Below are 22822 nucleotides of genomic sequence, written 5' to 3' on the forward strand. Positions count from 1 at the left end.
GTGCGGGTGGATGGACGCGTTCACAGCCGACACCTGGGATCCACCGAGGTCCCGGGCGACCCGGGAGGTCCACCCCGTGCCCCACCGCCGACCCGCCGTCCTCGCCACGGTGAGCGCCTTCGCGCTCGCCGGGCCCCTGCTGATGGCGGTGCAGCCCGCCGCCGCGCAACCCTCCGCCCCGGGGATCCAGCGCCCCGCCACCGTGGAGGAGGCGCAACGGGAGTTCGAGGCGCGGACCCCGCAGCGCTACCGGGACCAGGACCTCGCCTGGACCCCGTGCACGCCCGCGCAGATCGGGGTCCTCAACGCCCTCGTCGGGGGTCTGGAGTGCGCGCAGGTGGCCGTCCCGCGCGACTGGAACGCCCCGGAGGAGAGCGACCCGCTGCAGGTGACGATCAGCCGGGTCCCGCACGAAGGTCCCCGCCCGCAGCGGAGCATCATCACCAACCCGGGCGGACCGGGAGGTGCGGGTCTGACGCTGGCCACGCTGGGTTCCTCGATCCCGGCGCTCGCCGCCACCGAGGTCATCGGCCTCGACGTCCGGGGCACCGGGGCGAGTTCGCCCCTCACCTGCGGCGGCGACCTGACCTCGGCCTACGGTGCGCTCCCCGACCCCCACGACCGCTCCCCCGAGGCCCTCGCCCTGACCGCGAAGGTCGTGCAGGCCGCGGCGGACGCCTGCGCGGACGACCCGTTGAAGGACGTGGTGAACACCCGGCAGACGGTGCTCGACGTCGACCTGGTCCGCGACGCCCTGGACCGCGACACCATCGACTGGGTCGGCTACTCCGGCGGGACCTGGCTGGGCACGCAGTTCGCGACGCAGCTCCCGGGCCGGGTCGGGCGCTTCGTGCTCGACTCCACCGTCGACGCGACCGCCGGTTACGAACAGGTCTTCTCCTACCAGCCGATGGCCTTCCAGCGCCGTTTCGAGCAGGACTACGCCCCCTGGGCCGCGGCCGGGAACTCCGTCTACGGCCTGGGTTCCACCGGCGAGGAGGTTGTCGCGACCTACGACCGGCTGCGCGCGGACCTGGCCGCCCGGCCGCTGGAGATCCCGGGCCTGCCCCTCGACGGCACCGTGCTCGACGCCCTCGTGGCGCAGTCGATGTACGGCAAGTCGAGCTTCGGTCAGCTGTCGTGGTTGCTCTCCGGCGTCCAGCTCCTCCACGACCTGCGGGGTCCCGGTGACGCGCAGGCCCCGGCGGCCCTGAGCTCGAGCGTCGCCGCCCTCGCCCGCGCGTTGGCCCCCGCACCCTCGGCCGCCGAGAGCCAGACGGCGACGTTCGCCGCGACCACCTGCAACGACAGCCCGTGGAACCGCAGCCAGGAGCACTGGAACGCCGTCGGGGACGAGCAGGGCGCGAAGTACCCGCTGCTGGGCTACGGGCAGTCGGCCCAGATCTGCGCGTACTGGGACCGCGCCGACCTGCGCCTGCCGGAGGTCGACGGCGCCGACCTGCCGCCGCTGCTCATCGTGCAGTCCCGCCACGACCCGGCCACCGCCTACGAGGGTGCCGTGAAGACGCACGAGGCGCTGGGTTCCTCGATCCTGCTGACCGTCGAGGACGAGGGTGACCACGGCATCTACGGGATGGGCAACGCCTGCGTGGACGACGTCGTCGACGCGTTCCTGACCACCGGGGCGACCCCGGCCGGCGACCTCGCCTGCGAGGGGGTCGGGCTGCCGCCGGTCACCGGCGGGTCCGGGGAGGACCTGCTGGCGAAGGTGCTGCGCGCGGCCCGCGCCGGCTCCTCGATCTGAGGAACCCCGCGCGGCCCGGGTCCGTCCTCCGACGGACCCGGGTCGAGCCGTCGGCCCGTTGGCAGGAGGCCCTGCGGTGGGCGTTGATGGGGTCATGACCGTCGGACCGCACACCCGCGCCGGCGGGTGTGCGGTGTCGACCAGGGGCGGTCCTGGGTGAGGATGAGCCGGTGAGCCCTCGATGACCGACGACGAACGCCGCTCCGCGCTGCGCCGCATGCGCACGATCGCGACGAGCCTGCTCGTGCTGGCCGCGATCGTCTACGCCCTGACCATCGGCGACACCGGGGCGATGGGCTACGTCAACGCCGCCGCCGAGGCCGCGATGGTCGGCGCGGTCGCGGACTGGTTCGCCGTCACCGCCCTGTTCCGGCACCCGCTGAAGCTGCCGATCCCGCACACCGCGCTCATCCCGCGCCGCAAGGAGGCGCTGGGCAAGAGCCTCGAGCAGTTCGTGGCCGAGAACTTCCTCGCCGAGGAGGTCGTGCGCGACAAGGTGGTGCGCGCCGGCATCCCCCGCCGGGTGGGGTCGTGGCTGACCGAGCGCGGCGGCGCGGCCCGCGTCGTCGACGAGGCCTCGACGGTCCTCACCGGGGCGCTGGGGATCCTGCGCGACGAGGAGGTCACCAACGTCCTCGACCAGGTCGTCGTCCGGCGCCTCGGGGCGCAGTCGTGGAGCCCGACGCTGGGCCGGTTGCTGGGCGAGGTCGTCGCCGACGGCACCCACCACCCCGTCGTCGACCTGACGCTGGCCGAGGCGCAGCGCTGGCTGCGGGCCAACGAGGACCGCGTCCGCTCGATGGTCACCGGCCGGGCACCGCTGTGGGTCCCGGACTGGCTCAACGACCGGCTCGGCAAACGCGTCTACACCGAGGCCCAGAACTGGGTCGACGAGGTCGTCGCCGACCGCGACAGCGCGGGACGCAAGGCCATCGACGACCTGCTGGCCCGCTACGCCGACGCGCTGCAGAACGACCCCGAGACCCGGGCCAAGGCGGACGAGTTCCAGCAGCGGCTGCTGAACTCCCCCGGCCTGGCCGACACCGTCGCCGGGTTGTGGTCCAGCGTGCGGGGTTTCCTGCTCGAGGCGCTCGAGGACCCCACGTCCTCGCTGCGGGCCCGCAGCGAGGAGGCCCTGGTCGACCTCGGCCACCGCCTCGTCGAGGACGAGGTGTTCGCCAAGCGGGTCGAGGGGCACGTCTCCGACGCCGCGGGGCACGTCGTGCGCCGCTTCGCCCCGGAACTGGCGACGGTCATCTCCGACACCGTGGCCCGCTGGGACGGCGACGACGCGGCCCAGCGGATCGAGCTCCACGTCGGTCGCGACCTGCAGTTCATCCGCATCAACGGCACGGTCGTGGGCGGTCTGGTCGGGGTCTTCATCCACACCGTCACGGTGCTGGTCAGCTGAGACCGACCCCGGGACACCGGCACCCCTCCTTGCGCCGTTCGGGTGGTCCGGATCGCGCCGGCCGGGGAGTGTGCCGATGCGGGAAGGTGCCCTCCGCCCGGGATCTGCTGCGTCGACGGACCAGCGCCGTCTTCTCGTTGCTGCCGCGCGGGCGGATGCTGCCGGACGAGGTGTGGCACCGCCGCCACCGCGCGATCGTGCGGGTGGCCGGGCTGCAGGCGGTCGCGCTGGTCGTCTTCGGCGCCTTCCAGGGGCAGGGTGTCCTGGTCAGCTTCGCGGGTGGCGCGCTCGTCGCCGCCCCGCTGGTGCTGGCGACCCCGACGTTCTACTCGCGCAAGCTCCGGTCGGCGACCGCCTCGGTCAGCCTGTTCCTGGCCGCCACCGTGCTCGTGCAGTTCTGGCACGGCCAGACCGAGGCGCACTTCCACTTCTTCGTCATGGTGGGCCTCGTGGCGCTGTACCAGGACTGGGTGCCCTTCAGCGTCGGGCTGGCCATCGTCGTCGTCCACCACGGCCTCATCGGCACCCTCTTCCCGGGTGACGTCTACGACCACCACGCCGCCATGGCCCACCCCTGGCGGTGGATGGCGATCCACGCCGGGTTCGTCCTGGCCGCCAGCGTCACGCACCTCTCGTCCTGGCGGCTCAACGAGCAGCAGGGGTTGCGCGACCCGCTGACCGGCCTCGCCAACCGCACGATGCTCACCGAGTTCCTCACCCGCGGCCTGTCCCGTCGCGACGAGCTCGGGGTGCTCTTCGTCGACCTCGACGACTTCAAGAACGTCAACGACTCCCGGGGGCACGCGGCCGGCGACCAGTTGCTGCTGGCCGTCGCGGAACGCCTGCGCGCCTCCGTCCGCAGTGCCGACCTGGTCGCCCGTCTCGGTGGTGACGAGTTCGCCGTCGTCGTCCACGGCGGATCGGCCCCCGCCCGCCGGGTCGGTGAGCGCTTCCTCGCCAGCCTGGCCCAGCCCGTCGCCGTGCAGGGCCAGCAGATCTACGTCCACGCCAGCCTGGGCACCGCCGACACGGCGACGATGTGCGGGACCGTCAGCAGCCTGGACGCCCCCGCGGAACTCCTGCGCAACGCCGACCTGGCGATGTACTGGGCCAAGACCAGCGGGAAGAACCGTCTCGTGGCCTACGCCGAGGGGATGTCGCAGGCCGCGCAGGACAAGGCGGCGCTGCGCGACGACCTCGCGAACGCGCTGGCCCAGGGGCAGTTCGAGGTCTACTACCAGCCGACCGTCGACTACCGGAAGGGCGAGGACGAGACCTCCGCCAAGGGGTACGAGGCGCTGCTGCGCTGGCAGCACCCCGAGCGCGGCACGGTGTCCCCGCTGGAGTTCGTCCCGCTGGCCGAGGCCAGCGGCGACATCCTCGCCATCGGGGCCTGGGTGCTGCGCACCGCGACCGCCCAGGCCGCGGCGTGGACGGCCGAACGCGGTCGCCCCGTCGCCATCGCCGTCAACCTCTCCGCCGTGCAGCTGGCTTCCGACGAGATCCTCGAGACCGTCCGCGCGGCGCTGCGCGACAGCGGCCTGCGCCCGCACCACCTCACGCTGGAGGTCACCGAGAGCGTCCTCGTCGACGACCTCGAGGCGGTGTCCGCCCGGTTGGCGCGGTTGCGCGCCACCGGCGTCCTCGTGGCCATCGACGACTTCGGCACCGGCTACTCCAGCCTCTCCTACCTGCGCCGCCTGCCGGTCGACACGGTGAAGATCGACCGCTCGTTCATCTCCGACCTCACCCACGGCGGGTCGGCGACGACGCTGGTCGCGAGCATCATCGAACTCGCCCGCAGCCTGGGCCTCGACGTCGTCGCCGAAGGGGTGGAGACCGAGCAGCAGGCCCAGGTGCTGCGGGACCTGTCCTGCACCTACGCCCAGGGCTACCTCTACGCCCGACCGCAGCCCGCGCACATCGCGGGGCAGGCCCAGGGCGCGCTGCCCGCGGCGCCGACCGCGCAGGTCGCGTCCGCCTGACGCCCGGTGGTGTCCTGAGCAGGACACCGGTGACAGTTCCAGGTCGAGACACCGGTGACGACCCCAGGAGTCAGCCTGGATCCCGACGGGAGCGTCACCTTCGCTCTGGCCTTCCCCGCCCCCTGAACCTGACCGCCGGCGCGGCGTAGCCCGACGCAGCCGTCTGCCCGGACGGCATCACGACGTCGCGACCGCGACGTCACGGTCATCCCGCGGTGCGCGCGGTCGCCGGCGACGTCGCGCTCCTGACAGGAACCGCAGGATCGTCGGGCCTCGACACCTCTCCGGTTCAGCACGATGCGGCGAGTTCTCGACGCATCGTGTTCTGAGTGGCAGCAGACCGCGTTCCCCCGACCATCCTCCACGATCTTTCGGGGGTCGGCGTGGTGCTGTCCGCACTCGCCCGGAAGTACGCGTCTGCTCCGCCTCGGCCCGATCAGCTGGTCACGGCGATCACCGTTCTCACCCCCGCGGCACCGTCATCTCCCTCTTCGGGGGGAGGCACCGCTCCCGCCCGCGCGTGACGTTCACGAGGGGGGTGACTTCCTAGGTTCGGAGGCGACCGGAACCACCCCTCCACCGGACGGACGACCCTCGTGAAGAAGCTCCTGCCCCTCCTGCTCGCGACCACGATGACGGCGGCGTTGATCGCCTCCTGCGCCGGGGACGGGGGAGACGAGAACCCGGGCGAGCCTGGATCCGACCGGCCCGCCGCAGCCACAGCCACGGCGACGCCCACGACGACGACGACGGCTGCGGCGTCCACGGTGGCCGCCCTCGAACCGTGCGCCGACCTGCCCTCCCTGCCCACCGCGTCGTGCGGGACGGTGACCGTCCCCCTGGACCGCGACGACCCTGGCTCGGCGAGCACCCGGGTCGCCTTCGCCCTGGTCCCCCGCACCGACACCACCCGACCCGGCCTGGGCACGATCGTGCCCAACCCCGGCGGTCCCGGCACCTCCGCCATCGACGCCACCGGGGCCCTGTTCACCGAGGCCCTGCAGCCGCTGATGGACCGGCGCGACGTCCTGCTGATCGACCCGCGCGGAGTCGGCCGCTCCGACGCGATCACCTGCGCCGCACTGGAAGGATCGAGCGACACGTTCGGAACCCTGTCGCAGCAGCGCGCCGCGATCGGGACCTGCGGGGAGCAGTTGCGCGACCGGGTCGGCGACTACGGCACCAACGCCGTCGCCGACGACATCGACGCGGTCCGTGCGAGCCTCGGCATCGACGACCTCGACCTGCTGGGCCTGTCCTACGGCACCTACCTCATGCCCGTCTACGCCCAACGCCACCCCGAGCACGTGCGCACCCTCAGCCTGGCTGGGGCCTACTCGATCAACGACGACCCCACGGGCGCCGTGGGGGCCGCCGCGTTCCGCCGCGCGGTGTCCCTGACCTGCGAGAGCCTCGGCACGTGCTCAGGAGACGTCGTGCTCGCTGACCTCACCTCTCTCGCGGCGCAACTGCGCACCCATCCCGACTCCGTGGACATCACCTTCGAGGGGGTTTCCCACCACGTCGTCCTGGACGAGTGGCAGCTCGCCTCGGTGGCCGGGCGCGTCTTCTCCAGCGTCCCCGACTCCGACGGACTGCAGGCGCTGGCGGCTGCCGCCGCCTCGGCCCGCACGGGAGATCTGGCGCCGCTGCGGGAGTTCGTGACCGCGAGTCTGACGGCCACCGCCGAGATCGCCTCCTCCGGTGCGGCAACGGTGTCGGTCGCGCAGAGCTGGGCCACCACCTGCCACGACTACCTGCGCGCGTTCGACTACTCCGACAGCCCCGCCGAGCGAGAGCGGGCCTACGACGCGACGCAGGCAGATCTGCAGGAGGAGGACTTCGCCCCGTTCAGCGCCTCGGCGTGGACCACCCGCGCCGACTACGACAACGGCGCGTGCCTCGCCTGGCCCGACGACCCCACCGCCGAGGTCCCCTTCGCCCGGGGCACCGAACTTCCCGACGTCCCCGTCCTCGTTCTCAACGGCGACCTGGACGCCAACACCCCCAGCGCCTCGGGCCGGCAGGCGGCCGCGCAGTTCCCCCACGCGACGTTCGTCGAGGTCCCCGGCGCCGGGCACACCCCCGCCACCACCGTCGAGGGCCTGACCCGGATCCTCTCCTTCATCGCCGACGGCCACACGTGAGACCCCACCCGGACAGGCAACAGCAGACAGACACAGCGGACAGGCACAGCGGGCACGACAGGATGGGCGCAGGACGAGCGCGGGAGGAGGACCGACGATGACGCTGCACGACGAAGTCGTGGACGAGGTCCGCACCGCGGGCACCGACGAGGACACGGGACTTCGGCGGCAGTCCTTCCTCATCGCCGCACTGTGCACCGCCGGCGACGGGGTCCTGTTCGCCCTGGCCATCTCCTCGGTCCCCGGGTCTGGGGCGCTCTCCTCGCCGCTGACGTGGATCGCGGCCGCGGCGGTCCTGCTGGCCGACCTCGCCCTCGCGCTGCCCGCCCGCACCGCCGGGAGGGTCGCGGTCGTGCACGGACTCGTGCGGTGCGCTACCGCCGTGCTGTTGTGGCAGGCCAGCGGCGTCCAGGACCTCGGCACCGGGAACTCCGCCGGTCTGGTCGTGGCCGGCTACCGCGCCGGTGCGTGGGTGAGGGGGCGCGCCTCGTGGGTGGCCCTCGCGGCGCTGGCGCTGGGGATGACGGGAACCCAGCTCGTGCAGGGCCTGGGCTCTGCAGGTGAGCTGGCGGCGGGTGCCGTGGTGACGGGTGCCGTGGCGGCGGCCGTGGTGACCACGGTCGCGAACACGGCCCTGCCGTGGTTGATGGGGCGCTACACCACCGGACGGGCCGGCCACATCGAGGAGGTCGAGCGGGCCGCCGCCGACGAGCAGCGCCGGGCGCGAGAGGAGCTGAGCCGCACCCTGGCCGCCGAGCGCGGGGCCATCGCCCGCGACCTGCACGACACGATCTCCCACCACGTCAGCGCGATCGGCATGCACGCCGCGGCCGGGCGTCTCGCCCTCACCGCACCGGACTCCGCCGGTACCTCGCGCAACGGGACCGACCTGGCCACCCGTGCCCTGGACCACGTCGAGACGTCCAGCGGTTCGGCCATGAGTGACCTGCGCCGCATGCTGGACCTGCTGGCCGGCGAGAACGCGGACGGAGCCCGCCAGCCCGGACTCGCCGACCTGGACGACCTCCTCGCGGGCAGCCGACGCGCCGGCCTCGACGTGACCTGCCAGGTCAGGGGCTTGAACCCCGGGCACCTCCCGCAGTCCGTGCAGCTGGCGGCCTACCGCATCGTCCAGGAGGTGCTCACCAACGCCCTGCGCCACGGGCGGGGAGAACTCGAGCTCACCGTGGAGCAGGACCCTCTCGCCCTGGCGGTCACCGGGGTCAACCCGATCGCCGCGAGCCCTGCCGGAACGCCCGGCGGCGGGCACGGGCTGGCGGGGATCCGGCGACGCGCCGAATTCTTCGGCGGGACCTGCACGAGCGGCCCGACGGGCGACGGGCGCACCTGGTCCACCCGGGCCACCCTCCCCCTGCAGGCGCCATGAGCATCCGCGTCGTCCTGGCCGACGACCACGACCTGTTCCGCAGCGGCTTCCGCGCAGCAGTGGAAACCCAGCCGGACCTCCAGTGCATCGCCGACGTCGGAGACGGACGCGCTGCCGTGGAGGCCGTCACCCGGCTCGAGCCGGACGTCGCCGTCCTGGACGTGCGCATGCCCGCGATGGATGGGCTCGAAGCGGCCGAGACACTCCTCGCGCAAGGATCGAGGACGCGGATCATCCTGCTGACGACCTACGACGACGACACCTACCTGCACCGGGGGCTGCAGGCCGGCGTCAGCGGCTTCTGCCTCAAGGGGATGCCGACCGTCGAACTGCTGGCCGCGATCCGGGTCGCCGCCCGAGGTGACGCCCTCATCGACCCCTCGGTGACCCGTCGTCTCGCCCAGCGCTTCGCCGCCGGCCTGGGTTCCGCGCACCTCGGACGACGCCCACCGCCGTCGGCACTGAGCACGCTCACCTCCCGCGAGCACGAAGTGCTCCTCCAGGTGGGCCGCGGGCTGTCCAACGCCGAGATCGCCACCGCCTGCTTCATCGGCGAGCAGACCGTCAAGACCCACGTCTCCCACGTCCTGACCAAACTGGCTCTGCGCGACCGGGTTCAGGCTGTCGTGCTCGTCCACGAACACGGACTGCTGGGCGGCTGAACGGAGGTCGCATCACGCGCGAGCCTGCCCGGCTTGCGCCGTCGCCGCTGGGCTCCGACCTGAAGACCCGACGAAAAGAACCAGCCTGAAGACCCGATCTGAAGAGCAACGTCACGCAGCGTGGGCAGTGCACCGAGGCAGTCGGGGCCTTCACCGGAGGTCACGGTGTCGTGGGAGTCGCCAGGGCGGACCGCTCGAAGGGAGCGGTGGTCAAGGCACAGCCCCGGGTGGATGGCACGTCACGCGCCTTCACCGGCCAACGCGCTGGCCAGTGCGCTGGCACGCGCCTGCGGCACGCCCAGGACGAGGAGGCTGGTGATCGTGGCCGCGCGAACACCGAGGAGGCCGTGCGCGGCGTCCTCGCCGGCGATGGTGAACACGGCGGAGAAGGCGATCGGGCTGACGACCTCGGCCGGTAGGTGTTCTGCGAAGGCACCGCTGCCCTGACCGCGCCGCACCAAGGCGGCGAGCAGTTCGTCGACCGGGCGCAGGAGCGCGTGGATCTCCTCACCGTGCTCGCCGCGCCGCAGGGCCAGCAGCACCCGGTAACGGTGCACGAGGGGCCACAGGCGGGTCACGAAGTCCGCCCACACCGCGTCAGGCGCCCGATCGGGGTCGTCGACCTGCGCGAGCACGGCGGTGATCTCTGCCACCGCTTGTCCCGTCAGGTTGCGCACCAGGTCAGCGCGGGTGGGGAAGTGCCCGTAGACGGTGCGCCGGACCACCCCGGCCGCGGCCGCGACCTTGCCCATGCCGGCGTCGGGGTCCTGCCCGAGCACCTCTCGGGCAACGTCGAGGATGCGGCTGCGCGTCTCGTGCACGGATCGTGTGTGCGCTGACTCGACCTGCATCTCCCCACTCTTGCACAGTGGTGTGCAATCACCTACGTTGCACGGCAGTGTGCATTGCACATGCATGTGCAACAGATCGTTGCACCGGAACGCCAACGTTCAGGAGACCGCCATGACCACGACCGACCCCACACCCGTGGCCCCCATCCGCCCCTTCACCGTCGCGGTCCCGGACTCCGCGATCCTCGACCTCCAGCAGCGACTGGCCACGACGCGCTGGCCGGCCCCGGAGACGGTCGAGGACTGGTCCCAAGGCGTTCGCACCGAGAACCTCGAAGCACTGATCGGACACTGGGAACGCGACTACGACTGGCGCCGGTTCGAGTCCGAACTCAACCGTCTCCCGAACTTCCTGACCACCATCGACGGACTGGACATCCACTTCATCCACGTCCGTTCCACCAACCCCGACGCCCTGCCGCTGCTGCTGACCCACGGCTGGCCAGGCTCGATCGTGGAGTTCCTGCACCTGATCGGCCCCCTGACCGACCCCGTGGCCTTCGGAGGGGACGTCACCGACTCCTTCGACGTCGTGATCCCGTCCCTGCCCGGTTTCGGGTTCTCCCAGAAGCCGACCGGAACCGGGTGGGACGTTGCTCGCGTCGCAGAGGCGTGGGCCGAGCTGATGAGACGACTGGGGTATGAGCACTGGGCCGCCCAAGGCGGTGACTGGGGAGCTGTCGTGACGACCGTCCTGGCAGCGGCACAACCGCAGGGTCTGCTCGGTATCCACCTGAACACCCAGTACGCCTTCCCCACCCAGGTCCCCGACACCCTCTCCCCCGATGAACGCCACGCGGTCGACACCCTCGCCCTCTACACCGGCGAGCTCGGCGGATCCAACCACCTCCAGGGCACGAAGCCGCAGACCGTCGGCTTCGCCCTGGCGGACTCCCCCGTCGGACAGGCCGCCTGGATCTACGAGAAGTTCCAGTCCAAGACCGACAACCACGGATTGGCCGAGGACGTCCTCAACACCGACACCATGCTCGACGCGATCTCGCTGTACTGGTTCACCAACAGCGCCGCCTCCTCGGCCCGCATCTACTGGGAGAACAGGACGCGCAGCTTCTCCGGCCCCACGCTCACGCTGCCGGTCGCGGTGACGGTGTTCCCGCGCGACGTCCCCCGGTTGCCGCGCACCTGGATCGAGGACACCTACACCAACCTCATCCACTACAGCGAGGCGGAGAAGGGCGGGCACTTCGCCGCCCTCGAACAGCCCGACATCCTCGTCCACGAGATCCGCACCGGACTCCGAGGCCTCCGCTCCTGACACGGCACCGCCCGCGCAGCACCGGAGGGCCTGTTCATGGATCCGATCGTCGATGAGCTGGCCGCTGTGAACCGGTCGATGTACACCGACACGTCGTCGGGTCCCTTGCCCACACCGGGGCGCACCCCGCCGAGGTCGCCTCACTCCGCAACTCACAGCGCGCACCGAGAACCCCGAGCTGTGTCAGCCCTCATCCGTCGGGCGACGTGGACGCGTCCGTGGTCGTGACCCTCCGATCATCCGCAACTCGCGACGTCACGGTCATCCCGCCTTGTGAGCGCTACCCCGACGGCTGGCGACTTCACGGACATCACTATGACGATGGCTGTGCTGTCGCGCTCATGATGAGCGAGCACCTCCGCCCATCGAGGCCTTAGCGCGCGTTGGCTGACCCACCGCGCACGTGGTGGACAATGCGTGGTCTGGCCGGCCCACCGCGGGATGCTGCACACCCCGCCGACAACGGCGACAGCACCGGCGACGTCCGGACCGTTGACGGCGGCGCCCGCCTGGTCTGAGCAGAACCACACCCACACAGACGCCACACCACCAACACCGCGGAGGAAGCAGCACCATGAACACCGCGCAGTTCGACTTCACCGACTCCGTCGTCCTCATCACCGGCGGCGGTAGCGGCATCGGTGGCGCCGTCACGGCCGCCTTCCTGCAGGCGGGAGCCAGCGTGGCCATCACCGGCCGCCGCCGAGAGCGCCTCGAGCAAGCCCTCGCCGCGTACCCGACCGAGCGCACCATGGCCCTACCCGCCGACATCTCCGACGGCGCCCAAGTCCGCCGGTTGGTCGCCGACGTCATCGAACGCTTCGGGCGGATCGACGTCGTCATCAGCAACGCCGGCACGCATTCTCCGGGTCCCATCACCGAACTCGACGACGATGACTGGGCGTCGATGCGCGCGACCAACGTCGACGGGTTCTTCCACCTGGCCAAGGCGGTCCTGCCGCACCTGGCCGCCTCAGGCGGCAACCTCGTCGCGGTGTCATCGGTCTCCGGTGACCGCGGGGACTGGGGCCAGGCCGGGTACAACGCGACGAAGGCCGCGGTGTCGAACTTCGTCCGTTCGCTGGCCCTGGACTGGGGAACCCGCGGTGTTCGCCTCAACGCCGTCGCTCCGGCCTTCACCTTCACCGAGATGACCGAAGGCATGGGCCGCGACCAGGAATCCCTGGCCCCATTCATCAACCGCATCGCCCTCGGCCGTCCGGGGGAACCCGAGGACATCACCCCCGCGGTACTCTTCCTGGCCAGCGACTCAGCCCGCTACGTGACCGGTGCCGTACTCCCCGTCGATGGTGGCACCAGCGCCTCGACCGGTCAGCCGCACGTCTGAGTCGTCACCACCCATCCGTGTGCCCAGACCAGTCAGGCGCCAGCGGACGATCTCGATCCCTGGTGTGGCCTGGTGGCGAACCGGGCCAGGACATCAGACCGTCACGAGTCAGAAGCGGAAGCGGCTCACGAGGTCCTGCAGACCCGCCGCGGCTCCCGCGACCTCGGCAGCGGTGTCCGCCGTGGTCGCGGCGCTGGCCGCACCGACCTCGGCGAAGGCATCCTCGGACCACCGGCATCGCAGTGTCATTTCCAACCTTCCTCGTGACCCCGGCCGGGCTGAAGGTCAAGCCCGAACGGTCTGACAGCCCTCCCCAAGCCGGCAGCAGCGTGAGCGATACCGCTGCTGCCGGCGACGGCAGACGTCTCCGATGCAAGGGTGGGAAAGGCAAAATGCTCGATTGCGGTCGCGCGCGCCGACCATTGCGCCTGCTGACCGACCCGGGGCGCTGTCGTCTACAAGCTGGCGAGGGCAGCGAGCTGGGCGGCGTAGAACTCGTCTTCGCGGTGGCTCTCCAGGTCGAAGACCATGGTGGACTCATGGGCCCCCGGTCCGGTGGTCACGTACTCCGACCACGACGGCAGCAGGTCGTTGTTGGGGTCACCCGTGCGCGCGAAGGCAGCCCAGGTTCGCTGCATCTGGTTCGAAAGCTCCCGCGACTCCGGTGCATGGACCAGCCCCACGGCCAGCGGAACCCCCATGGTGTGCGAAGACTTCAACCGCCCGCCGTAGACCGGGCTCTCGTAGTCGAAGTAGTAGCGGTACACCGACGCCGGCTGCGCCTCCTTCAACGCCGCGATGCGGCGCGCCCAGGCCCCGAAGCTCGTCGCGGCCGTCACCCGGAAGTAGATGTCGCTGGGGTCGTCGTCGGGTTCAGCATCCCGGAAGACGTCGATGACATGGTCGACCTTCCCTGGTGTGGACCGCAACGCGACGAGCAGTTGCGAACGCAGACCGTCCCAGCTGAGGTCGAAGAGCTCAGGTCGCCCGGTGCTGAACTGCCTCAGCTCCTGCGCCGTCGATCCCACGATGAGGGGAACGTCGGCGACCTGATCTGGTGCCCGATCAGCCCAGGTCGCTTCGGTGACCGTGGAGCCGTCGAGAACGGGTCCGAACCTGGTCGCAGGCTCACCCCCGAGCGCCGCCACGATGTCACCGGGAGCCTTCTTGAGGAGCGCGTCCACGTCATCGCCTTCGATCTTCAGCTTCGCCAGCAGGTTGCGTGCTGCCTGGGTGGCTTCCGCCCGGCTCTGCCAGGTCAGCGCGACGGAGCTGTCGATGATGGCCTTGTGGAAGAGGCCGCGAGCTTGAGGCATACCCATGACGCTCTGCACTTTCCCGCCGCCCCCTGAGTCGCCGAAGATGGTCACGTTGCCCGGGTCCCCTCCGAAGGCCGCGACGTTGTCCTGCACCCACTGCAGGGCCAAGACGAGGTCAAGGAGGGCGACGTTGCCCGCGGCGTACTTCTCCGACAGCTCCCCCAGGTACATGTAGCCGAAGGCGTTCAGGCGGTGGTTGACGGAGATCAGAACGACGTTCTCCTGGGCTACGAACTGGTCTGCGAGTGCCGCCAACGATCCACTGAGGTTGTCGTAGCCGCCACCGTGGAAGTACACCATCACTGCGAGGTCGGCCTTCTCATGCCGGCGGTGGGGCGTGAGGACGTTCAAGACCAGGCAGTCCTCGCCGGTCGAGAGGTCGGCATCGATGAGTTCCTGCGCGCGGCCACCGGAGAAGTACTCACCGATGATGGGGTCCCAGTAGATCCCGGGGCTGGTCTGAGGGCTGGACTTGCCGAACTCGGTCGCGTCACGGACACCGTCCCAGCAGGGCATGGGCTCGGGGGGCAGGAATCGTCCTCGGCCGGCCGTACTGCGACCATAGGGAACGCCGCGGAACACGTCCGTGTCCCGGATACGCAGTCCGCGCAAGCGTCCCGCAGTCGTCTTGACCTCTGGACCCGGGCGGGCACAACAGTCCGCGTCGGTGCGGTCGTTGCCCGCATCCACGGCCTGGGCGCTACTGGTTGTCGAGGTCGCGTCGACGCCGATCAGTGCGGTGGCTACGACACCCACCGAGAGCAGTCCACGGCGGTTCACGTTGAACTCATCAGTCATCGTTGACTCCCTTCGAGTGCTACCGGTGCCCTCGAGGATCGAGAACACCGCTACCCCGTTTGGATTGATGCAGAGATGCTGCACGCCGGCGATCAGTCGGTCACCGTTTCCAGCGCCTGTGCCGACCGGGATCGTGAAGCGCCACCCGTCCTTCGACACTGAGATGTGGACGACACTGGGGTGTGGAAGCGAAACATCGAAACCCGTGACCTGGGACGGCACACCGGACCTGTCCCTGATCTCCTGACCACCGTTCGCCGTACAACGATGCATGGTCCTCTGTACCCAGATCATGCCCAACCTGCGAAATCGCTGTCAAGAGGTCATACCCACTCAGCAACTCTCAGATGGCGGTGTGAGGTCGGCAGTGGACCCCGCCTAGCCATCTTCCGGGCTTCCCCCCGGTCGGTGGGGTCCAAAGGGTCGGCGGTGGGGGAAACGCGTGTCGACGTCGTTCTTCGCAACGAAGCACACGGCCGAACTCGACCGCTAGCTGTGACCGGCAAGGCAGGTCTGCACGGGAAATCTACGATTGGATCGAGAGTTGGCAAAACACGCACCGGAACCACTGCAGGTGTGCGCACTCCGCCCGGACAGGTTCGAGCATCGATGTTTTGGGTGAAGTTCGAGCCAGCCTGTACTAAAGGGTCACCGTGTCTGATGAGCCGGGCAAGGCCAGACAGATCCCCACGACGAACTCGGGTCTCCAGGTCCCGCTCAGGTGGGATTTGTGGTGCGTTGAGGGAAGCGGTGGTGTTCGACGCGCCAACCCGGTGGCGAGACGACGTCGACGTCGATGGTCCGGGGCGAGCTGACGACGATGACGCCGCCTTCGGACTGGTCCCGTTGCCAGGAGACCTCCAGGCGACCGCGGGGTGATCGGAACGAGGCTGAAGCGGACTCGACGCCGGTCAGGGGGGTGGGTGCGATACGGGCAGCCGCCCACCCGGTGGAGCCTGCGCGTTGGCGCAAGCCGGCCACGTCCTGGATGAGCCAGCCGTCGATGGCCCCGAGCATGAAGTGGTTCTGGGACACCACTCCGTGTGCTCCGTCGGGGCCCTCCCAGGACTCAGTCAGCGCGGTCGCCCCCGAGGCTACCTGGTAGCCGTAGCCGGCGGCGTCGCTGCGCCGGACCACGGTGTTGAGCAGATCGGCTTCGCCGGCGTCCATCAGTGCCTGAATGAACCACGGCACGGAGATCTCTCCGACGGTGAGGGCCCCGCCCGCCGCTGAGATGGACTCCAGCAGACCCTTCACTGCACGCTGTCGATCATCCGCGGTGAGCGCTGGGTCGGACAGTCCCAGGGCCCAGCTGGCCTGGCTGCCCGAACCCCAATCCCCTTGTGGGGGGAGGAAGTGCTTGCGCAGAGCACTCCACACTTCCCCCGATTCGGCGCGCAGCGCGGCAGCGGAGGTGAGGTCGCCCAGTGCTTGCGCACTTCGAGCGGCGGTTCGCAACGCCATCGCCCACCCGTGCGTAGCGACCAGGGCTCTCGGGGTGGTCCTGTCGATCTCGATCCAGTCGCCGAGGCCGTGATCGAGAAGACCGTTCGAGCTTCGACTGCGGAGGTAGTCCAGGTGGCTGCGGACGGCGGGAAACGTGGTGCGCAACGCGGCGGTGGCCCCGTAGTGGCGGTGCAGCTGCCAGGGCAGCTCCACGAGCGTGCGCGACCAGTTCGGGTCGTCACGGAAAGCGTCCAGGTCGCCTTTCCAGGGGAAGGTGTTGAAGACCACGAGCTCGGGAACGGTGCTCGGCACCATCCCCTGGTGATCTTGAGCTTGGCTGAGGTGACGGATCGCGTCACCCAGGTGCGCTTCGACGTCCCAGTTCATGGCCAGGGTGTCGAAGCACAGGTACAGCTGTTCGATCCAGCCCAGCTTCTCGCGGTGCGGGCAGTCGGTGAAGACGCTGAACATGTTCGACTGCACGGCGCGGTCGACCATCGTGTGCAGGCGCTGGAGGAACCAGTCGGAGCTGCGGAAGTCACCGACGCGCTCGTTGACGGTGCGCATGACCTCCCAGCAGGTCACATCGTCAGGGGCTTGTGCAGGCAGGCCGCTCACCCGCAGGTAGCGGCCACCGTGGTAGGTGAAGCGAGGCGTGAAACTCCTCTCCCCGCCCACGACGGTGGAATCGAAGATGGGTGCCCCGGTTGATGTCTGGTCGATGTTGCCGTGCTCGTCCAGCAGCTCCGCCGGGTGCAGCTCGAGCTTCGTTCCCGGCCGCACCCGGCTGAGGTCGAGCACCGGTCGCCCGGCGGTGTTCAGGCCGAAGTCGAGGACGCGAGATCCGTCGGGGCGTCGGTCCACGGACACCGGGGTGAGGGTCTCGACGACGCGGATGGGCGGCGCGGCCCGCCACCGCAGGGCTCGAGGACGGGTAGTGGCCACGGCCTCGACCCAGGGGCCGGTGTCGATGCGCCGGTCTTCGCCGCCGTACCAGTGGCTCATCGCCGTCGGTCCGAGCCGGGTGGACCAATCGGTCCCGCTACGCACCACGTGCCGCTCACCGTCCGCGCACTCCACGATCAACTCCGCCAGCAGGGCCGGAGGGAACCCTGTGTTGGCGAACTTGGTGTAGCGGCCCTCCACCCGGGGGACGAAACCGATACCGGTCCCGACGTCCAACGTGATCTCGTTGACTCCGGTGTGGAGGCTGTCGCTGACGTTCCACACCAGGGCTGGTGTCTGGTGGGCGAGGTCGGCGTACCCAGGGGCGAGCAGCTCATCCGTGAGACACCGCCCGTCGATCGTCCCGGTGACCACCCCGGTGGTGGCCACCGAGAGCCGGGCCGCGAGCACCGGCGCCCCCAGCCGGAGCACCGTGCGGAATTGCGGGACGGCTGGAGGCAGGTGCTCACCGACGTCGACCCAGGCGGGGTGGGTGATGAAGGTGGCTTCGCGGCTGAGGTGCCAGGGTGGCGCTTCCACTGTGGCGGGCAGGCTCCAGGTCACTTGCCCGCCCTGCAGCGCACCGACGCGCCATTGGAGCCGTTGGCGAGCACTCAGTGCCGGCCAGGGCCAGCTGCTGCGCACGGTGGAGGGAGGCAGATGCAACACGGGCCCCTCTCCGGGTGCGTCGACGTGGCTTCCCGCGGGCCGCTCATCGTCGTGGGCGTTACCGCTACCGCCACCACCAACGTCGCCGGTGCCGGTGCCGGCAGCGGCGAGGGGGTGAGCTTGCAGGACATAGCCCTCGACGTCTGGATCGGGGGGAGGTGACCAGCTGAGCTCTGGTGCGGGGTCGGCGACTCCCAGTGGATCCTCGAGTCCGCGGGCGCGTAGTCGCGTCGGAGTCAGTGCGAGAGGTGCGGAGGGGTGAGCGGATGCCACGTCAGGCGCTCCCGATAGGTGATGGACCGGAGCTCCAGGAGGTCGGCGTGCGTCGCAGCTCGGACGCGCGCGGCCTCACGAGGAAGTCCGATGGGGTTGGCCGGGTGCAGGGGCAGGATCGTCAAGGTCACGTCGCTCAGGCGCAACGCGCCCTCGGTCGGTGCGCCTTCGGTCAGTGGGCCCTCGCTGGGTGAGCCCAGGGTCAGGGTGCGGAGATCGATGCGCCACGGGGTCCCGTCCCAGAAGCGGTCGGCGACCAGGGTGCCGTTGACCTCCAGGATCGCGACGTCACCAACCCACTGGATCTCGAGGATCCCATCTCCGTGATCGCTCTCAGCGTCGCCGACACTCCGGGCATCGCTAGCGCCTCGGGCATCGTCACGGCCTCCCCCACTCCAGGCAGGCATCTCGATGCGCCACTGGGCTCCGTCTCGCCTGATGACGTCCACGGTGGGGGCGCCCGGTCGAGCAGGAAGCCCGCCGTAGCCGGGTGCACCCGGCTGCGCCGTGCGTAGCAGCGTGACTGGGCACGGTGTGTGGCGAGGTTGAGGGACTGAGCCCGGTGCGACTCGGAAGGTGAGCGAGAGGGGGTCCCAGACTTCCAGCGCGGGGTCCTCATCCACTGTGCGGGCGGTGAGCTCGCCGCTCGCGTCGAAGTACACGTCCTCACGGGTGCTCAGCGTGAGTCGGCTCCCGTCTGGGGAGTCCAGGATCCAGGTCTGCTCGGCCCGCTGGGGGGAGAGCACGAGGACGTCCAAGGCGTGCGAGGTCTCCACCCCCTCCACGGTGTAGAGGTTCCAGTCATCGACGCAGAGGTCCCACGTTCCCTGCTGAGCCTCGAGGGCGATCCCGGCGCGGGTGACGGTGACCGTCTCCTCGAAGCAGACGGTGGGGACGATGCCTGCCTCCGCGCGCAGCACGAGCACAGGTCGCTGGGGTCCTGGGAGCACGCTGAGCAGGGAGGCGGTGGCCCAGCGCAGTATCGGCGCCCCCGCGGTTGACCAGGCCACCGGCCAGCGCGCGAGGGTACCGGCAGGAATGTCGATGGGGTGGTGGGGGAACTCCACCGTTTCGGTGTCGAGGCAGACCTGGAACCGAACGGCTCCCACGTCTTGCAGCGGTTCGTAGGGTTGGTGCTGACTGATGAAGACGAAGCCTGATCGCCCGTCGCTGCGCCATGACCAGCGCAGCGTGTCGGTGTCTGCGGCGTCGGTGGGGAGTCGATCAGGCAAGGTCGTGCTCATCGGGGCCAGTCGGGGTCCGGCGGCGGCGAGGAAGGAGTGCTGCTCGCGCAACAGGTCGAAGGTGCGCGTCCGGCTGCCGCACGCTTCGAGGGGGGCGTGGAAGTCGTAGTCCAGCTGCGGGAGGTCGTTGGGGTAGCCGGTGGCTCGAGACTCCTGAAGGCAGATTCCCTGCCACACGTTGCTGCCACCGGCGAACATGTAGTAGCCCTGCCAGACGGAGCCGTTGCCGAGTTTGGTGTGGGCGATCGCCGCGACGTCGGTTGGGGCGAGGACGGGTCGGCGGTGGTAGGCCGTGGCCATGCCGCCGCCGAGTTCGCAGGTGGCCGCTGGCCCGCGGACAGCATGAGCATCGTTTGCACCATCTACATCGGGTGAGTTCGACGCGACGATCCGGTGGGCGGAGTCGGCCCCCTCCTCGTCACCACCGGCTCCGGCATCGCCACCGGCTGGGTTCTCACCATCGACTCCGGCATCGCAATCAGCACCCGCACCGGTGCTGACACTGGTCTCTTGTCGCAGGTCGGCGCCGATGCCCGGGTCGTCCCAGGCGTGGCTGAAGAAGTAGTGCTCGCGGAACGTGGGGTCCCAGCGGGCATCAGCATCGACCCAGAAGCCGTCGCCATAGCCGCCGTACAGCGGCAGCACCACGGGCGGTAGCTGAGCACTACCCCAAGCCGTCGCGGTCCAGATGGGAGCGACGATGCCCGCCGCCTCGGCCAGGTCGATGAGGGTGACGATGTGATCGGGCTGGTCGTAGAGCTCGTTCTCGACCTGGATCGCCACGATGGGGCCATCGGGACGGACCCGATGGCTGAGGTGGCGCCCGATCGTCTGGAACCAGGCCCCCACCACGTCGAGGTAGTCACGGTCATTGCTCCGGTGATCGACTGGAAGCGCCTGGACCCAGTCCGGGAAGCCGCCGTTGCGGACTTCGCCGTGACACCACGGTCCGATGCGTAGGACGACGTCCAGTCCTGCCGCTTCTGCGGTGTCGATGAAGGCTCCCAGGTCCAGTCCACCGACGAACGACGTCTGGCCTCGTCGGGGTTCATGGTGGATCCAGATGACGTAGGTGGCGACCGCGGTCACGCCGCCGGCGCGCATGAGCCGCAGGCGCTGGTCCCACTCGCTGCGTGCTACCCGGGAGTAGTGCAGCTCGCCGGTGACGGGGATGACCGGTCGATCCCCCCGCACCACGTATCTCGAGGTCAAGTGCAGGCGTGCTTCGTCAGTGCTGGTGAGCGCCTCGGGTGGGGCGAGGTCGTCGGTCCACGGGTCTCGCCCGGCGCGCATGGTGGTGGGTCGGTTCATGCCACATCTCCCTTGAAGCGTCCCCGGACTGTAATCGATTACAGGCATGGTGCGCTAGATCTGACGATGAGCCCCAGAACGTCTTGGCAGATGTGCGCGGAGGCAGCTAAGGTCCTGACTCAGCCAACCTGGTATCGATTACAGGCAAGTAGTCCTCAAAGGAGATGACACGTGCGTTCTAAGTCGATCTCGTGAATGGCCCCGTACTCGTGGACCCCGGTGCCGCCACCAGCGCCCGCTCTTCCACGCCCCGTCGCCGGCCACGTCAACACCGCGCCCCGATCTGGTTCATCGCGCCGGCCCTGCTGCTCTACGCCCTCATCGTCTTGTGGCCCAACCTTCAAGGCCTGAGCTACTCGATCACCGACTGGGACGGCTTCGCCGGGGCGAAGAACCTGGTCGGACTGGACAACTTCCGTCGCGTCCTGCACGACCCCAACTCCACCCGGGCCATCCTGAACACCGTCGTCTTGACGGTGATCGTGACCGTGGGACAGAACCTCGTGGGCCTGCTCCTGGCGCTGGGTCTGCACACCAACGTGAAGAGCCGCTACGTCCTTCGACTGGTGTTCTTCCTCCCGGTGGTCCTGACCCCCATCGTCGCCGGCTTCCTCTGGAAGTACCTCCTCTCCCCCACCGGGACCCTGAACACAACCCTGCAGACCGTGGGTCTGGGATCACTGCAGCAGAACTGGCTGGGGGATCCCGACATCGCGCTCTACGCCATCTGCGCGGCCATCATCTGGCAGGGAGCGGGCTACTCCATGGTCATCTACCTCGCCGGCCTTCAAGGCGTTCCCGAGGAACTCCTGGAGGCCGCGGCCCTGGACGGCGCCGGACCGGTACGGCGCACGACCCGCATCGTCTTGCCGCTCATCAACGGGGCGATCGTGGTGAACGTCCTGCTCACCCTCATCTCCTCCCTCAAGCAGTTCGACACCGTCTACTCCATGACCGAGGGGGGCCCTGCGGGTGCTACCGAGACCATGGCCACCATCGTGTACAAGACGTCGTTCACCCTGCTGCAGTACCCGACGGCACTGGCCCAAGGCGTCCTCATGACCCTCATCGTCGGCATCGTGGCGTTCGCGCAGTTCCGCCTGACCCAGCGGAAGGCCCTGACGTGAACCGCTACACGTGGCGAACCCTCATCCTCGAGATCATCCTCGTCCTCGTCGGCGTGGCCTTCTTCATCCCCTTCGTGGTCCTGCTCTCCGTCGCCCTACGTGACCCGAGCACCTCCACCGGGTTCCTCGGCTTCACCTGGCCCCTGCAGTTCGCCAACCTGAGCACGGCCTGGCGGGAATCGCTCATGGGGCCGAGCCTGGTGAACAGCTTCGTGATCACTGCGGTGTCCGTACTGCTCATCGTGGTCCTCGCTGCCACCGCGTCCTACACCATCACCCGGCGGACAGCGCGGTGGTCACGAGGAGTGTTCTACCTCTTCCTCGCCGGCTTCCTGTTCCCCGGGCAGCTGGCCATGGTGCCGCTGTACCTGTCGTTCTCCAAACTGGGCTTGGTCGGCTCACCCCTACCGGTGATCCTCATCAACGTCGCCGGCTTCCTCCCCTTCGCCATCTTCCTCTACAGCTCCTTCCTGCGAGATCTACCCATCGACTACGAAGAAGCCGCCGAACTCGACGGCGCCGGCCCGGAACGGACGTTCCTGACGGTCGTGTTCCCGCTGCTGCGACCCATCACGGGAACCGTCGTCATCCTCTGCGCCCTCTCCATCTGGAACGACTTCTTCACCCCCCTGCTCTACCTCAGCGGAGGAAACTCCTCGACCGCTCCGCTGTCGGTGTACTCCTTCGTCGGGCTCTACGGCGCACAGTGGTCACTGGTCTTCTCCGCCCTGATCATCTCCGTCCTCCCGATCCTCATCGCCTACTTCGTCATGCAGCGCTTCATCATCCGCGGCTTCGCCTCGGGCCTCAAAGGCTGACCTCCCCCTCCCTCCCTTAGGAGCACCATGTCGACGACGA

Annotated in this window: 15 protein-coding genes; 10 read left to right on the forward strand and 5 right to left on the reverse strand. The window is 69.6% G+C overall.

Annotated elements, in window-relative coordinates; genetic code table 11:
- The first annotated feature begins 76 nt into the window (after positions 1 to 76).
- From AC0I8G_RS09185 to AC0I8G_RS09210, 6 genes are all read left to right on the forward strand, one after another.
- Complete coding sequence (locus AC0I8G_RS09185; RefSeq protein WP_471729637.1) at positions 77 to 1765, forward strand: alpha/beta hydrolase; 1689 nt, start codon at positions 77 to 79, stop codon at positions 1763 to 1765.
- Between the two features lie 181 nt (positions 1766 to 1946).
- A complete protein-coding gene (locus AC0I8G_RS09190; RefSeq protein ID WP_380259821.1) occupies positions 1947 to 3176 on the forward strand; it encodes a DUF445 domain-containing protein in 1230 nt (409 codons plus the stop codon).
- Between the two features lie 86 nt (positions 3177 to 3262).
- Positions 3263 to 5161, forward strand: coding sequence for a putative bifunctional diguanylate cyclase/phosphodiesterase (locus AC0I8G_RS09195; RefSeq protein WP_471729638.1), 1899 nt, complete (start codon positions 3263 to 3265; stop codon positions 5159 to 5161).
- A gap of 596 nt (positions 5162 to 5757) precedes the next feature.
- Positions 5758 to 7308 carry an alpha/beta fold hydrolase gene (locus tag AC0I8G_RS09200; RefSeq protein ID WP_471729639.1) on the forward strand — a complete coding sequence of 517 codons (1551 nt, stop codon included), beginning with the start codon at positions 5758 to 5760 and terminating at the stop codon, positions 7306 to 7308.
- 97 nt (positions 7309 to 7405) lie between these two features.
- Positions 7406 to 8695, forward strand: coding sequence for a sensor histidine kinase (locus AC0I8G_RS09205; protein ID WP_471729640.1), 1290 nt, complete (start codon positions 7406 to 7408; stop codon positions 8693 to 8695).
- A complete protein-coding gene (locus AC0I8G_RS09210) occupies positions 8692 to 9357 on the forward strand; it encodes a response regulator (RefSeq protein WP_471729641.1) in 666 nt (221 codons plus the stop codon). Before AC0I8G_RS09205 ends, AC0I8G_RS09210 begins: the two co-directional genes overlap by 4 nt.
- Positions 9358 to 9596: 239 nt before the next feature.
- Here AC0I8G_RS09210 and AC0I8G_RS09215 read toward each other — a convergent pair whose 3' ends face one another.
- Positions 9597 to 10208, reverse strand: coding sequence for a TetR/AcrR family transcriptional regulator (locus AC0I8G_RS09215; RefSeq protein WP_471729642.1), 612 nt, complete (start codon positions 10206 to 10208; stop codon positions 9597 to 9599).
- On the opposite strand from AC0I8G_RS09215, the gene AC0I8G_RS09220 reads away from it, so the two are divergent.
- The gene (locus tag AC0I8G_RS09220; RefSeq protein WP_471729643.1) at positions 10156 to 11484 is read left to right on the forward strand and encodes an epoxide hydrolase family protein; all 1329 of its coding nucleotides are present in this window, start codon (positions 10156 to 10158) and stop codon (positions 11482 to 11484) included. The two genes, AC0I8G_RS09215 and AC0I8G_RS09220, sit on opposite strands and share 53 nt — an antisense overlap.
- 574 nt (positions 11485 to 12058) lie before the next feature.
- Positions 12059 to 12832 carry a meso-2,3-butanediol dehydrogenase gene (gene budC, locus AC0I8G_RS09225; protein ID WP_471729644.1) on the forward strand — a complete coding sequence of 258 codons (774 nt, stop codon included), beginning with the start codon at positions 12059 to 12061 and terminating at the stop codon, positions 12830 to 12832.
- A gap of 108 nt (positions 12833 to 12940) precedes the next feature.
- On the opposite strand, the gene AC0I8G_RS09230 is transcribed toward budC, so the two are convergent.
- The 4 genes from AC0I8G_RS09230 to AC0I8G_RS09245 all read right to left on the reverse strand — a co-directional run bounded on the left by AC0I8G_RS09230 (position 12941) and on the right by AC0I8G_RS09245 (position 20837).
- Positions 12941 to 13081, reverse strand: coding sequence for a hypothetical protein (locus AC0I8G_RS09230; protein WP_471729645.1), 141 nt, complete (start codon positions 13079 to 13081; stop codon positions 12941 to 12943).
- Between the two features lie 206 nt (positions 13082 to 13287).
- Entirely contained in the window at positions 13288 to 15171 is a 1884-nt protein-coding gene (locus AC0I8G_RS09235; RefSeq protein WP_471729646.1) for a carboxylesterase/lipase family protein, read from the reverse strand.
- A gap of 495 nt (positions 15172 to 15666) precedes the next feature.
- On the reverse strand, positions 15667 to 18282 hold the full coding sequence (locus tag AC0I8G_RS09240) for a family 78 glycoside hydrolase catalytic domain (RefSeq protein WP_471729647.1): 2616 nt from the start codon (positions 18280 to 18282) through the stop codon (positions 15667 to 15669).
- Positions 18246 to 20837, reverse strand: a complete 2592-nt coding sequence (locus tag AC0I8G_RS09245) for a beta-galactosidase (protein ID WP_471729648.1) — start codon at positions 20835 to 20837, stop codon at positions 18246 to 18248. Before AC0I8G_RS09245 ends, AC0I8G_RS09240 begins: the two co-directional genes overlap by 37 nt.
- A gap of 191 nt (positions 20838 to 21028) precedes the next feature.
- Between AC0I8G_RS09245 and AC0I8G_RS09250 the strand changes: the two genes are divergently transcribed.
- Entirely contained in the window at positions 21029 to 21964 is a 936-nt protein-coding gene (locus AC0I8G_RS09250) for a carbohydrate ABC transporter permease (protein ID WP_471729649.1), read from the forward strand.
- On the forward strand, positions 21961 to 22782 hold the full coding sequence (locus AC0I8G_RS09255) for a carbohydrate ABC transporter permease (RefSeq protein WP_471729650.1): 822 nt from the start codon (positions 21961 to 21963) through the stop codon (positions 22780 to 22782). Before AC0I8G_RS09250 ends, AC0I8G_RS09255 begins: the two co-directional genes overlap by 4 nt.
- The last annotated feature ends 40 nt before the right edge of the window (positions 22783 to 22822 follow it).

The organism is Kineococcus sp. AC630 (assembly GCF_979255925.1).